The following is a 13,619-nucleotide window of genomic DNA, read 5'->3' on the forward strand; positions in this document are numbered from 1 at the left end:
TGTTCAACCCTCGTCACCGTACATCTCGCATCATTGCGGCTTAGGTAAATTACATTTTTCCGTGCATTTGCTTTGGCTCCTACGAAGTAGCGCCAAGGTAGCCCCGGCAGAACCGGTCGACAGCGCGCGCGAGAACAGCATCACAAAGCGCTAACTGGCTTTCCGCGATAAATTCGTCGGGACAATGGCCCTGCTCCATGTTGCCGGGCCCGCAAATGATCACTGGCGCTTCAAGCGCCTGTGCGAAAAGCCCGGCTTCCGTGCCAAAGCTCAGCCGGCAATGGGGCGTTCCCGCTGGCAGGCAACCTGCAAATGCCAGCACAGCAGGATCATCCGCATCGGTGGCAAGTCCGGGATAGTTGCCCGTGTCTTTCACGTCCAGCGCAGCTTCTGCGAAGCGTGCCCGATAAGGCTCAACGACCGCCTCGCCAATTTTTCGGATGCGCTCGGCTAGGGCTAACGGGTCGTCTGCCGCCATCACTCGGCATTCCATCAACATCTCGGCCTTGTCCGGCACAAGGTTGACGGCAGTGCCGCCGGCAAGCCTGCCGACATGAACCGTTGCGTAAGGCACGGAATAGTCTGGCTCACGCAGACCATGGGCCTCGATTTCGTCCTGCAGCCGACGCAGCCTAGAGATGAAATCAGTGGCGATATGCAGGGCATTGAGTGCAAGGGGCGCCTCCGCCGAATGACGTGGCACACCAGTGGCTGTCACGCGGAAGGCCATCTTGCCCTTGTGTCCAAGGCCAAGCTGCATCGAGGTCGGTTCTCCGACCACAATCAGGTCGGGTCGAATGCCTCGGGCGTCGATATCGTCGATCATCGGCCGCACGCCAACACACCCAATCTCCTCGTCATACGAGATGGCGATCCAGAGCGGTGCGGTAAAACGAACCGAATGAAGCTTTTCCCCCAGGGCCATTACCGAAGCCACGAACCCTTTCATGTCCGCACTGCCGCGTCCATAAAGGCGTCTCTCCCTTCTGGTCATCGCAAACGGAGGAACTGTCCAGTCTTGCCCCGCAACCGGGACGACATCAACGTGACCGGAGAGCATCAGCCCGCCGGGAACATCCGGCCCGAACCGGGCAAGCAGTGAAGCCTTCTGTCCAGTTTCATCCGGGAAACGCTCGCAGATCGCCCCGGCTTTCATGAGCGCGGCCTCGATCTCGGTGATCAGCGGCAGGTTCGTGTCGGCGCTGATAGTGGGATGGGCGATCAGTCGGCCAAGCCAGTCCTCGGTGGGCGTCACAGACCTGCCTCCGCCGTATCCATGGCGGCATTGATCTCCTTGATCAGGCCGATGACTTCCGCTTCCGGGATCGACAAGCGGAGGCGCCGCTCAAGCGAGGTGAAGATGCCGAAAAAGGAGTTCGAGCAGTGATTGAGCATCCGCATCGCCTCCTCCGGGGAGATATTGCAACGGGCCGTCAGATAAGCACAGATGTGCTCGCAGGCTATGGAATTGGGCAGCACGTAAGCCGGTTGCGTGTCATAGGCCAACCGGCGGAAGGGCAACACCGAAGGCTTCAGCTTCAGACCGGCGACAAGCCGCGGATCGCGAGATGAGGCTCCGACGACGAGGCGTGCATCGACGCCTTCCAGAACCCAGCGGCTTAATGCCGGGTCCCAGACAGCGAGATCGGAACCTTTGACTATCATCTCTACCCGCTTGCTTTCGCCGGGCTCAAGCATGGGTTTCGCAAAACCTTTCAGCTCCTGCGGAGAGCGCTTCAGGCGCTTGCCTGGTGCCTGAAGGTAAAGTTGAGCCACCTCAGCACCGGCGCGCGCGCCTGTGTTGGTGATAGTGAAGCCGACGGCAATCTGGTCGTGCAAGCCGATTTCGGAAGCAGAGAGCGCCAAGTCCGAATAGGCGAATTGTGTGTAGCTCAATCCATGGCCGAAGGGGAAAAGCGGATCGATATCCCGCAGATCGTAGGCTCGATAGCCGACATGGATGCCTTCGCCATAAATATGCCGGCCGTTCTCGCCCGGATAGTGCAGGAAGCCCGGCACGTCTGCCAGCCGCTTGGGGAAAGTCACCGAGAGCTTGCCCGACGGGTTGACCTTGCCGGTCAGCACGTCGGCGACCGCGCCGCCCATGGCCTGGCCGGAATAGAAGGTGACGAGCACTGCGCCCACTTTTTCGATCCACGGCATTTCGACGGCGTCCGGACAGGCGATGATGACCGCTACCTTTTGTGACACCGCGGCAAGCGCTGCGATCATCTCGTCCTGACCTGGGCCGAGCGCCAATGTCGTGCGATCGGAGCCCTCGCCATCATAGGCACCCTCCGTCGAGGTATAGACCAGAACCAGATCGGCCTTTGCCGCCATGTCAAGCGCTTCGGCGTCGGCCTCCGGGCAGAAAGTGATCTGATGATCCGGACCGAGCGCGCGCTGTAACTGCTCCAGCGGCTGATCCACCATCGTCGGGATGGTCGTGGCGCAGCCGGATCCCTGGATGACGGGTGTTCCGGCATCGCGTCCGACCACAAGTATCCGCCGCATGGCAGAACTAACCGGAAGCAATCCTTCGTTGCGCACGAGCACCATAGAGGCAGCCGCCATGTTGCGGGCCTCAGTATGATGTTCCTCAGCGGTGTATACCGGCACCGGGGTTGCTGCGCCCGTGTTGCAGCGATCGATCAGATCGAGCATCCGCCTGCAGGAGAGATTGGCCGCTTCTGCTGGCACGGCACCGGACTGTAGGGCCGCAAGCAGGTCGGCTTTGCGCCGAGGGCTCTCCGGCATATCGAGGTCCCCACCCGCCATCAGCGAGGCCGGACGGTCCTTGATGCCATGCCAGTCCGAGACGACGATGCCGTCAAAGCCCCATTCCTGTCGCAGGACTTCGTTGAGAAGCCACGGATCCTCCGACGCCTGAACACCATTGAGGCGGTTATAAGAGGACATGATTGTCCAGGGCTTGGACTGCTTGATGGCAATCTCGAACCCCTTGAGATAAATTTCCCGCAGGGCGCGCTCTTCCACAACACTATCCATTGTGGTTCGCTCAACCTCGGAATTGTTGCAGGCGAAGTGCTTCAGCGACGTGCCGACACCTTGAGACTGGATCCCATCGATCACGGCTGCGGCAAGCTTGCCGGTCACCAGCGGGTCTTCCGAATAGTATTCATAGGAGCGGCCAGCCAGCGGGGTTCGGCGCAAATTGATGCCCGGCCCCAGCAGCAGGTGAACGCCCATGGCGCGGCATTCCCTACCAAGCAGCGTGCCCAGACGGTGCATCAACGTCTCGTCCCAGCTATTGCCCATGGCCGAACCGTTGGGAAAACAGGTCGCGGGTTTCATTTCCCCCCAAGCGATGGCCACGTCACTGGCACGCTGATTGACCACCGACAAAAATGCGTCCAGTTCCATACCACCGCGCTCGTCGCTGTCGATCTGCGGAATGGAATAGCGCACGCCGTAAGTGCCATCGGTCATGACGATGGGCTTGATCCCATAGGCGGGGATCCCTGCGGTCTTCCACATTCCAAACCCGGAAAGCAGATCAACCTTCTCCTCGTTGGTCATAGCTTCGATGAGGTGATCGGACGGATGATCAGCGACTGGGGTCTTGTTGGACAAGGATGCCTCCGTGATAGCGATAATGCGCATAGCGACTGCGCCGGTCGAATTGGCGCGGACACTTGCATTTGCGGAGGCAAAAGAAAAATAAGATATTCAGAACTGGTGCTTTGAAAAAAGCGAGCCTAATCCGGCGCGCCGCGGCGCAAATTGAGAATGGGGGATTCCATCCCGGGCACATAACTGTCGGAAATCAGGTTCCGGCAGTGCTCTTCGAAACTGCGCATCAGCCGCGTTGTGACCTGCTGGCTCACACGGATCAGCCCGATGCGCATCGGCTTGTGGTCGCCCGCCAAGCGCAGCCCGACCAGGCGTCTGCCGTCCAGCGCCGCCTTGTTCTTGGGGCGAACATTGGCCAGCGTATAGCCATAACGATTGCCGACCATGGTCCGGATCACCTCTTGATGCTGAAGTTCCGCGACGATGTTCGGCGTCACGCTCGCCGCGGCGAAGAGACCCAGGAAATAGTCTCGCGAAAGCGGCAAATCCAGCAGAATGAACTCCCGGTGCTGCAGCTCGGCAAGCGTGACGACCGAACGCTCGGCAAGCGGATCGGTCTCTGCGACTTGTACGTAAGGAGGCAGTTCGGCGAGCGGCTTGAACTCGAAACCTTCCGGAATGAGCAGATCGTAAGAGAGTGCAACGTCCAACTCGGCCCGCTCAAGCTTTGCAAGCAGGACACTATGATCCGCTATGGTCGGCCGCACACTGGCGCCGGGATAGGCGCTGTTGAAACTGTGGCTGACCTCCGGGAGCAGCATCGGCGCGAAGGTCAGAAGGCACCCGAGCGATAAAGTGCCTCGAACCTGATCCGTGGCCTCGGAGGCGGCAGTGTACATGTTCTGCACCTGCTCGATGACCGTCTTTGCCTGTGCGAGAAGTTTCTGGCCGGCGGGGGTGAGCGAAAGCCCCTGCGCGTGACGTCTCAGGAAAAGTTGTGTCTTCAGCTCGATCTCAAGCTGAGAAATGGCGGTCGAGATGGAAGGTTGCGAAACCCTGATCCGCTCAGACGCCAAAGTGATGGACCCGGCCTCCGCCGTGGCGATGAAATATTCAAGTTGGCGAAGGGTAAACCGCATGAAGCAACCTAATGCAGCGCGCCGCACCGCTGGAGCAGCCGCCCGCTCGTGGCTCGGACTGAAGTTCCAAGTCTAATAAGTCGCGACACCTGATGTGTAAACAGCCTGGCTTGAGGTCGATAACTCGTCACGGCTCCGCCGGATTGCTTTCGCCGATCCTAATCAGTGCTGCAGGAAATCGTAATTTTCCAAAACCAAGCCCTCCGCTACAGCGGGAGCAAGCAGTCGCCTGGGCGTATCCAGCCCACGGCGAAAAGGAAGGACGAAGCATGTCAGCCGAAACAATTCATACGCTGGTCGTAGGGGCAGGCCAAGCGGGCGTTGCCATGAGCGAGCATCTCAAAAAGAACAACGTGGAACACCTCGTCCTTGAGCGCGGCCGCATTGCCGAACGCTGGCGTTCGATGCGCTGGGATTCGCTGGTCGCCAACGGCCCCGCATGGCATGATCGCTTTCCTGGCTTGGAATTCCCCGGCGATCCCGATGCGTTCATTCCCAAGGAGCAGGTCGCCGATTATTTCGAAACTTATGCGCAAAAGAACGAAGCGCCGATACGCTGTGGGGTCGAGGTCACCAGCGTAGAGCGGTTAGAGGGGCGCCCCGGCTTTCGCGTCGAAACATCGGACGGCGTGATTGAGGCGCGCAATGTTGTCGCGGCGACGGGGCCATTCCAGCAGCCGAGCATTCCACCTCTCGTTCCGGCAGACGCCGGCATCCACCAAATGCATTCCAGCGACTACCGCAACCCGGCGCGATTGCCAGAAGGCGCGGTGCTCGTCGTTGGCGCCGGTTCGTCAGGCGTGCAGATTGCCGAGGAATTGATGCGGGCCGGACGCAAGGTTTACCTCTCGGTCGGCCCACACGACCGCCCACCTCGCTCCTATCGCGGCCGGGACTTTGTCTGGTGGCTCGGAGTCCTCGGCAAATGGGACGCACAGGCGCAGGCACCGGGCGCCGAACACGTAACGATTGCGGTCAGCGGCGCGCGTGGCGGTGAAACCATCGACTTCCGTCGGCTCGCTGCGCAAGGCATGGTGCTCGTGGGCATGACGGGTGCCTATTCCAACGGCAAATTGTCCTTCGGCAACGATCTCGCTCGAAATCTGGACCGCGGCGACCAGAACTACCTATCGCTTCTCGATGAGGCCGACGCCTTCGTTACCCGCAACGGTCTCGACCTTCCGGAAGAGTCTAAGGCCCGCATCCCTGGTCCGCAGGTCGATTGCGTGAGCGATCCGCTCCGGGAACTTGATCTGGCCAGCGTTGGCGTCAACACGATCATTTGGGCGACGGGTTTCAGTTCGGATTACAGCTGGCTGAAGGTAAATGCCTTCAATGAGGCTGGCCGTCCCCAGCACCAACGCGGCGTCTCGCCGGAAAAGGGGATTTATTTTCTTGGACTTCCATGGCTTTCAGGCCGGGGCTCGAGCTTCATCTGGGGGGTCTGGCACGATGCCAAGCATATCGCCGATCACATCCTGATCCAGGACAATTACATGGCCTACGCGCGCTAGGGTGAGTTCCTGCCCGCAACCCCACTCATTTCGAAAGTTAGCCCGATCCGATGGAGAAGAAAATGGCACATACCCGAATCCGGAAATTCAATACCAAAGATACCTACCCGGAACAGCGCCTTGACAATGATCTCTGCCAGGCCGTCGTGGCACGCGGCAAGACCGTTTTCCTGCGCGGCCAGTGCCCGCAGGATTTGGATACCGCGAAGAATATTGAAAGCAATGATCCGGTAGAGCAGACCCATAAGGTGATGCAGAACATCCGCCAACTTGTCGAAGAAGCCGGCGGCAAGATGGAACATGTCGCCAAGCTCGTTGTCTACCTGACTGACGTGCGTCATCGTGAGGCTGTCTACCGCACGATGGGCGAGTACATCAAAGGCGTGTATCCGGTCTGCACCGGCCTCGTTGTCGTGGCTCTCGCCCGTCCCGAATGGCTGGTCGAGATCGACGCGACTGCCGTAATCCCCGACTGAAGGCAAAGCCAAGGTCATGGGGAAGCACTCTCGGCTATCGCAAGAGAGCCTTGCTCATCATCGCGCCAAACAGGAGAAACTGAAATGACCTTTTCCATCGTTGCACGCTGTGCGCGGACCGGCCAATTCGGCGTGGCAATTTCCTCCTCATCTCCTGCGGTCGCCGCACGCTGTGCCTGGGCACGGGCTGGCGTTGGCGCGGTCGCCACGCAGAATGTAACCAATCCTGCCCTGGGACCCTTCATGCTGGAAAGGCTTGCCGACGGCGAGAGCGCGACAGAAGCGGTGTGGGCAGCGCAGCAGCACGACGCCTTCCCGGATTATCGCCAGCTTCTGGCGGTGGATGCAAAGGGCCATACCGCCATCCATTCCGGGACCAAAGCGCTTGGCATCTGGACGTCGGCATCGGGAAAGGATTGCGCCGCCGGGGGGAATCTGCTTGCCAATGACGGCGTTCCGGCGGCGATGATCAGCGCGTTCGAGATTGCCGACGGCTCCCTGGGCGACCGGTTGGTCGCCGCTCTCAAAGCTGCAATGCAACAAGGCGGAGAAGCCGGCCCCGTGCATTCGGCAGGTCTGCTTCTCGTCGATCGTGAAAGCTGGCCATATGCTCACCTGCGCATTGACTGGACAGACGATGGCTGCCCTGTGGCAACGATTGCGCGCGCCTGGGATATCTATAAACCGCAGGCGAAGGACTACGTAACGCGGGCGCTCAACCCATTGGCAGCGCCCTCTTATGGCGTTCCTGGCGACGAGTGAACAAGTGCAGGACCGGTCAAGCGCGCCCTCATGAAGGAACAATGCGGTCCCGGATTCGCGACCGCATTGTCAACTTCAAGCGGGTCGATCAGCGCTTGTATTTGCCGATCAGGGCTTCCATCATTCCCATCTCATCGGAAGTGATATCCTTCAATGGCGGACGCACGGGGCCGGCATCAAAACCCTGTAGCCGCACGCCGGCCTTGACCGCCGAAACCGCATATCCCTTGACACGGTTGCGAATGGACATGAACGGGTAGAAGAACTCATTGAGGATCGTCTCGCATTTTGCCCGCTCACCCGCCCGCAGCGCCTTGTAGAATTCGATTGCCAGACCTGGGACGAAATTGAAGACGGCTGAGGAATAGGTTGTGAAGCCCGCGCCAAGATAGGCTTCGGCAAACAACTCCGCCGTGGGCATGCCGCCGAGATAGGTGAGGCGATCGCCCATCTTGGCCGTGATCTGTCGGACGAGACCGATGTCGCCAGTGCCGTCCTTGAAACCGACGAGATTCGGGCATTCGTCGCAAAGCCGCGCCAGCGTATCCGCCTGAAGGACGGAATTGTCCCGGTTGTAGACCATGACGCCCATACCGGTTGCCTGGCAGACGGCCTTGATATGCCGGTAAAGCCCTTCCTGTGGAGCGTCGATCAGGTAATGCGGGAGCAGCAGGATGCCGTCGGCGCCGGCTTTCTCGACAGACTTGGCGATCGCCACCGCAACCGGGGTCCCGTAGCCGCATCCCGAAACGATTGGCGTCTTGCCTGCGGCCTCCTTGGCAACGCGGACGATCTGCGGAATTTCTTCCGGCGTCAGCGAGAAGAACTCGCCCGTACCTCCGGCCGCGAAAAGCGCCGACGCCTCGAAGCTGGACAGCCAGGCGACATGGTCGGCATAGCTTTTTGCATTGAAGTTTCCATCGGCATCGAAATGCGTCACGGGAAAAGAAAGGAGACCTGCTCCCAGGACATGCTTCAATTCTTCTGTTTTCATGGGTCTTACCCTCCTGTTTGGGAAGCCGGGACGGACCCGCTCTTCCTGATTGACTAAGTCAGTGGTGATTTTCCATGGGCCGCGCTACCTTCTGGCAGCGAGCGATTGCACCATTGCGGACAGGCGTTCGAAGGCGCTTTCCAGTTGCCGATCGGAGGCTGCGATCGATAATCGGATGAAGCCGGGCGCACCGAACGCCGCTCCGGGAACGCTGGACAGGCCGAATTCCTGCAGCAGATGGGAGGCCAAAGCAGTGTCGTCAGTGATAAGCTCCCCCGCCAACGTCTTGCGGCCTAGAAGCCTGCCTACGCCGATAAAGGCATAAAAGGCCCCATCGGGCGGGATGAAATCGAGCTCTGCGATGCCGGCAAGCCGATCCGCTACGATCTTTGCGCGTCCGGCAAAGATGCCCGCAGCTTCACGGACAAAGGCTTGGTCACCGGTCAGCGCTGCAAGGGCGGCTGCCTGGGCCACCGTAGATACCGAAGAGACGCTTTGCGACTGCATCTTGTTCAAGGCAGCGATCAGTGCCTTCGGGCCGGCCGCATAGCCAACGCGCCAGCCGGTCATCGCATAGGCCTTGGAGACCCCGTTGACGATCAGCGTGCGATCGCAAAGTTCAGGGCAAGCCTGGCCAAAAGAGACGAAGGCGACGTCATTCAGCAGGATGTGTTCGTAGATTTCGTCCGAGACCACCCGCACATGGGGATGGCGAGCAAGGACGGCTGCGAGAGCACGATAATCGAGGGTCGAGTAGATCGCGCCGGTCGGGTTGGAGGGAGAATTCAGCATCAGCCATCGGGTTTTCGGCGTGATAGCGGCTTCAAGCTTTTCAGCCGTGATCTTGAATCCCGTGTCCGGCCCGCAGGCAACATAGACCGGCTCACCGCCATGCAGGGAAACGATATCGCCGTAGGAGACCCAGCAGGGCGTTGGAATGATGACTTCATCGCCCGGCTCAAGCGTTGCCAGAAAAACATCGAACAGGATCTGCTTGGCGCCATTTGCCACCATCACTTCATCGATGGAGTAGTCCAGCCCATTCTCGGCCTTGAACTTCTCCACGATAGCTCTTCGCAAAGCCTCCGTGCCGGCGGGCACGCCGTAGCGTATGCCTCCGGCGCGGATCGCGGCGCAGGCAGCTTCGCAAACATGGGCCGGTGGCTCAAAATCCGGTTCACCCAGCGAAAGGTCTATGATGTCCCGGCCCTCGGCCGCCAATTTCCTGGCAGCCATGGCTATCGCCATGCTGGGTGACGACTTGATGCCGGCAGCCCGCCTGTTCTCGATTGTCATCTCAACTTTCCTGTAAAATTCGCCGGTTTGAGTCTGGACGAGGCTCTCGCACCGCCCAGCCTCCGGAGATTTACTTCGTCACCACGTAATCGAAATCGCGGTCGCGCTGGGCCGAGCCAGCGTCCCGGTCACCGGCAGGTCCATACCCGCCACCTCCAGGAAGCTGCAGGATCAGCCGTCGCCCTGCCGGCACATGCTGGCGTCCCTTGGACGACAACACCGTGCCGTCATCGAGCAGCACCGCACCCGGCGCGCCGTTCTCCCCGCCTTCGCGTCCCCGTGCGGGGTGATCGACGCGATCGAACATGGCGTTGAAATAGATCTCATGTCCTTCCGTTGGCGAGATTTCCACGACCTGGCCCAGACCGCCGCGAAACCGGCCCACGCCGCCAGACCCGTCCCGCAGTTCCTTGCGCCAGAAGATCACCGGGCCGACATGCTCGGTGGCCTCGATCGACATGGAATGGACACCGCTCGGGAAGGCCGTTGCGTTCAGCCCGTCGAGCGTCGAACGCGCGCCCGCGCCACCGCTGTTGAACAGCAACACTTCTGCACGTTGCCCTCCGTCTGCCGGAGCGCCTTCTCCCTGCAGAGGCCGGGCACTGACATGGAGATTCCATAAAGCACCCGCACCCTCGGCTGGAACGCGACCCGGCAGCATCTTGTGGACGGCTCCGAGCACCGCATCGGGAACAAGGTGCCCAAGCACGTGACGCACCGAAACCGGAGCCGGATGCTGCGCATTGAGAATGCAGTCTCGCGGCGCCACCACACGGAACGGCAGCAGCGACGCATGGTTGTTCGGGATTTCCGGCGCAATCGAGCACTTAAGGCCGTAGCAGGCGTAGGCCGCCGAATAGATCAAGGGGCAGTTGATACCCTTCGGGCTTGCGGGCGACGTGCCCTCGAAATCCGCGAGGATGTGGTCGCCCGCCACGTCAAGGCGCACGGCGATATCGATCGGCGACCCGTAGCCATCGACACGCATGACGTTCGCATAGGTCCCTTTCGGCAAGGTTGCCAACCGTTCAAGCGTCGCGTCATAACTGCGCTTGAAGATGAAATCGGCAAGGGTCTCCAGATCGGCCAGTTCGAACTCGTCCATCATGTCCATCAGGCGGCGATGGCCGATCTCGTTGCAGGCCGCCAGCGAATAGACGTCGCCGACTACCTGATGACTTTCGCGAACATTGTTGCGAAGGATGTTCACGAGGTCCTTGTTGACCACGCCGCGCTCGGCGAACTTCATGATCGGTACGAAGATGCCTTCCTCGTAGACCTCGTTGGCGTCAGGCCCGAAGCCGCGACCGCCGACATCCACGACATGCGCCGTGCAGGCAAAATAGCCGACGAGAGCGCCGTTGCGAAAACTCGGCGACACGACGGTGAAATCGTGCAGATGGCCTGTGCCTTTCCAGGGATCGTTGGTGATGTAGACATCGCCCTCGAAGATATTCTCCGGGCCGATGTCGCGGATGAAGTGGCCGACAGCTTCCGCCATCGCGTTGACGTGGCCCGGCGTTCCGGTGACGGCCTGGGCGATCATCTTGCCGCCGCGGTTGAAGACACCAGCAGACAAGTCGCCCGATTCACGCACGCTGGTGCTGAAGGCGGTGCGAATGAGCGTGACGGCCTGTTCCTCGACGACCGAGATCAGCCGATTCCACATGATCTGCATGTGGACGTCGGAAAGTGCATTGGTTTTCATGAGAAATCCTCCGTTCAAGCGGCTTGCTTGATACGCACGAGCAGGCAGCCATCCGCCTGCATGATGACTTCGCGGCTCGCCGTGATGATGGTCGATGTCTCGCGTTCGGTGATGACGGCGGGGCCGGCGATCCAGTCGCCCGGCTTCATGTCCTGGCGGGAAACGACCGATGCCGTCTGGAAGCTGCCTTCCTGCACGTCGAAGATGTCGCGTGTAACGCGGGCCGCTACCGGAGAGCCTGCCTTGCTGGTTTTGCCGATTTGCTGCGGGGGGATCACTTTGGACGTTGCTCGCAGGGACCAGCTGACGATCTCGACATCCAGATCATCAATAACGCGGCCAAAAAACTTCTCGTACTGCTCATCGAAGAGCTTTCGGAACAGCGCTCCGTCCGCATCGGCATAAGTCCGCACATCGATGGTGACCGGAACCTCCCAGCCCTGCCCGGCGTAACGCATGTAAGCCGTGCACTCGAGATCGGGATCGGCATCCGGCGCACCGGAACGGACGAAGGAGGTTGCCTCCGCGATCAGATCCGCGATCGTCGCATTGATCGGGCCAGCCTCGAAGCGACCGAGACGGCTATAGGCACTGCGAACCGACTCGAATCCGAACGGTGCGCGCAGAAACCCGATGGCCGAACCGACGCCGGCGCCCGGCGGGATCAGCAGTTCCGACATGCCGAGCTTTTCGCAAAGCCGGGCGGCATGGATCGGCGCGGCGCCGCCGAAAGCGATCATGGTGTACTCCGAGAGCTCCTTGCCGTTCTCCACAGCATGCATGCGGGCCGCGTTGCTCATGTTCTCATCGACCATTTCGCTCAGACCGTAGGCAGCGGTCGCGATATCCGTACCGAGCTTTTCCGCAAGATCATGCTTCATGGCCCGATCCGAGGCCCAGCGGTCGAGTTTCATTGCACCGCCTGCAAATTCGTCGGCATCTAGCCTGCCAAGAATAAGATCGGCGTCCGTCACCGTCGGGTTTTCACCGCCGCGGCCATAGCAGGCCGGTCCCGGCTCGGATCCCGCGCTGTGCGGGCCGACGCGTATCTGGCGCATGCTGTCGACGGTCGCAATCGAGCCGCCGCCGGCGCCGATCTCGACCATTTCGATGACCGGAATGGAAATCGGCATCCCGCTGCCCTTCTTGAAGCGATAGGTGCGGGCAACTTCGAATGTTTTGGACGTCTTGGGTGCCTGGCCTTCGATGAGGCATATTTTGGCTGTCGTGCCCCCCATGTCATAGGACAGCACCTGGTCGAGGCCATAGCTGCTGGCGATATGGGCGGCGAAGATCGCACCGCCAGCCGGTCCGGATTCCAACAGGCGCACCGGGAACTCGACAGCGCTTTCCACGCTGATGATACCCCCGCCCGAATGGATCATGAAGACCGGGCAGCGGGTGCCCTCCTGCGTCAACCGACCGACGAGGCGGTTGAGATAAGACGCCATCAGCGGCTTGACGAAGGCGTTGGCGCACACAGTATTGAAGCGCTGGAATTCGCGCATCTGCGGTGAGACTTCCGAAGAAATCGAAACCGCAATATCCGATTTTCTGGCCAGCAGACGATCACGCACGATCTTTTCATGAGCGCCGTTCAGGTAGGAGTGGATAAAGCCGATCGCCACGCTCTCATAGCCGGCCGCAACGATATGTTCGCAAAGGTCATCGACTTCGGCAAGGTCCAGTGCCTTGAGAACGGAGCCATCCGCGCCTATGCGTTCATCGAGTACGAAACGCTCGTTACGCGCGACAAGCGGTGCGGGCAGGACAATGTCCAGATCATATTGTTCGAACCGGCTTTCGGTGCGCATCTCGATGACATCGCGAAAGCCCTTGGTGGTGATGAACGCCGTTTTCGCCCCACGCCGCTCGATGAGCGCGTTCGTGGCGAGCGTGGTGCCGTGAATGATCGTATCGATGTCGCAGAGATCGACTCCTGCCACCTCGGCGACCTGATGGATGCCGCTGACGATCGCGTTTTCGGGAAAGGAATAATCGGTCAGCACTTTGATCGAATGGAGCTCGATGCCTACCTCCATCGCGACGTCGGTGAAGGTCCCGCCGATATCGACACCCACCCTGATCTGCTTGCCATCTCTCGCCATTTTATAAAAATGCTCCGTGGTTGAACTTTCATTGCGCCGCGGCCGGGAAGTCTTGGATTTCCGGCATGCAGCGGCCAATCCCCGCCCG

Annotated in this window: 10 protein-coding genes; 3 read left to right on the forward strand and 7 right to left on the reverse strand. The window is 60.3% G+C overall.

The annotated features are described in order from the left end of the window. Positions 1-79 precede the first annotated feature (79 nt). The 3 genes from argE to IEX53_RS18820 all read right to left on the reverse strand — a co-directional run bounded on the left by argE (position 80) and on the right by IEX53_RS18820 (position 4,673). A complete protein-coding gene (gene argE, locus IEX53_RS18810) occupies positions 80-1,255 on the reverse strand; it encodes an acetylornithine deacetylase (protein ID WP_188825718.1) in 1,176 nt (391 codons plus the stop codon). Continuing rightward, a complete protein-coding gene (locus IEX53_RS18815; RefSeq protein WP_308429157.1) occupies positions 1,252-3,594 on the reverse strand; it encodes a glycoside hydrolase family 3 C-terminal domain-containing protein in 2,343 nt (780 codons plus the stop codon). The genes argE and IEX53_RS18815 overlap by 4 nt, the downstream gene beginning before the upstream one ends. A 125-nt stretch (positions 3,595-3,719) precedes the next feature. Beyond that, entirely contained in the window at positions 3,720-4,673 is a 954-nt protein-coding gene (locus IEX53_RS18820; RefSeq protein ID WP_188825719.1) for a LysR substrate-binding domain-containing protein, read from the reverse strand. Between the two features lie 269 nt (positions 4,674-4,942). On the opposite strand from IEX53_RS18820, the gene IEX53_RS18825 reads away from it, so the two are divergent. The 3 genes from IEX53_RS18825 to IEX53_RS18835 all read left to right on the forward strand — a co-directional run bounded on the left by IEX53_RS18825 (position 4,943) and on the right by IEX53_RS18835 (position 7,425). Continuing rightward, entirely contained in the window at positions 4,943-6,187 is a 1,245-nt protein-coding gene (locus IEX53_RS18825; RefSeq protein ID WP_188825720.1) for a flavin-containing monooxygenase, read from the forward strand. Between the two features lie 62 nt (positions 6,188-6,249). Then, positions 6,250-6,663, forward strand: a complete 414-nt coding sequence (locus tag IEX53_RS18830) for a RidA family protein (RefSeq protein ID WP_188825721.1) — start codon at positions 6,250-6,252, stop codon at positions 6,661-6,663. Positions 6,664-6,747: 84 nt separating this feature from the next. Continuing rightward, entirely contained in the window at positions 6,748-7,425 is a 678-nt protein-coding gene (locus tag IEX53_RS18835) for a DUF1028 domain-containing protein (protein WP_188825722.1), read from the forward strand. A gap of 88 nt (positions 7,426-7,513) precedes the next feature. Here the strand turns inward: IEX53_RS18835 and kdgD are convergent, their stop codons facing one another. The 4 genes from kdgD to IEX53_RS18855 form a co-directional block, all read right to left on the reverse strand. Then, positions 7,514-8,419: a 5-dehydro-4-deoxyglucarate dehydratase gene (gene kdgD / locus IEX53_RS18840; RefSeq protein ID WP_188825723.1), complete on the reverse strand. Its 906-nt coding sequence runs from the start codon at positions 8,417-8,419 to the stop codon at positions 7,514-7,516. 84 nt (positions 8,420-8,503) lie between these two features. Next, positions 8,504-9,715, reverse strand: a complete 1,212-nt coding sequence (locus IEX53_RS18845; protein ID WP_188825724.1) for a pyridoxal phosphate-dependent aminotransferase — start codon at positions 9,713-9,715, stop codon at positions 8,504-8,506. A gap of 70 nt (positions 9,716-9,785) precedes the next feature. Beyond that, entirely contained in the window at positions 9,786-11,423 is a 1,638-nt protein-coding gene (locus IEX53_RS18850) for a hydantoinase B/oxoprolinase family protein (protein ID WP_188825725.1), read from the reverse strand. A 14-nt stretch (positions 11,424-11,437) separates the two neighbouring features. Next, positions 11,438-13,531 (reverse strand): hydantoinase/oxoprolinase family protein, encoded by a 2,094-nt coding sequence (locus IEX53_RS18855; RefSeq protein ID WP_188825726.1) that lies wholly within the window; start codon positions 13,529-13,531, stop codon positions 11,438-11,440. Positions 13,532-13,619 lie beyond the last annotated feature (88 nt).

The sequence above is a fragment of the Paramesorhizobium endophyticum genome, from assembly GCF_014640615.1.
GTDB classification, from domain to species: Bacteria; Pseudomonadota; Alphaproteobacteria; order Rhizobiales; family Rhizobiaceae; genus Paramesorhizobium; species Paramesorhizobium endophyticum.

Bases quoted from the DNA above. Each gene is read 5' to 3' on its own strand.
- IEX53_RS18855 (WP_188825726.1), bottom strand. From the start codon at position 13,531: ATGGCGAGAGATGGCAAGCAGATCAGGGTGGGTGTCGATATCGGCGGG.
- IEX53_RS18835 (WP_188825722.1), top strand. From the start codon at position 6,748: ATGACCTTTTCCATCGTTGCACGCTGTGCGCGGACCGGCCAATTCGGC.
- IEX53_RS18845 (WP_188825724.1), bottom strand. From the start codon at position 9,715: ATGACAATCGAGAACAGGCGGGCTGCCGGCATCAAGTCGTCACCCAGC.
- IEX53_RS18820 (WP_188825719.1), bottom strand. From the start codon at position 4,673: ATGCGGTTTACCCTTCGCCAACTTGAATATTTCATCGCCACGGCGGAG.
- kdgD (WP_188825723.1), bottom strand. From the start codon at position 8,419: ATGAAAACAGAAGAATTGAAGCATGTCCTGGGAGCAGGTCTCCTTTCT.
- IEX53_RS18850 (WP_188825725.1), bottom strand. From the start codon at position 11,423: ATGAAAACCAATGCACTTTCCGACGTCCACATGCAGATCATGTGGAAT.
- IEX53_RS18830 (WP_188825721.1), top strand. From the start codon at position 6,250: ATGGCACATACCCGAATCCGGAAATTCAATACCAAAGATACCTACCCG.
- IEX53_RS18825 (WP_188825720.1), top strand. From the start codon at position 4,943: ATGTCAGCCGAAACAATTCATACGCTGGTCGTAGGGGCAGGCCAAGCG.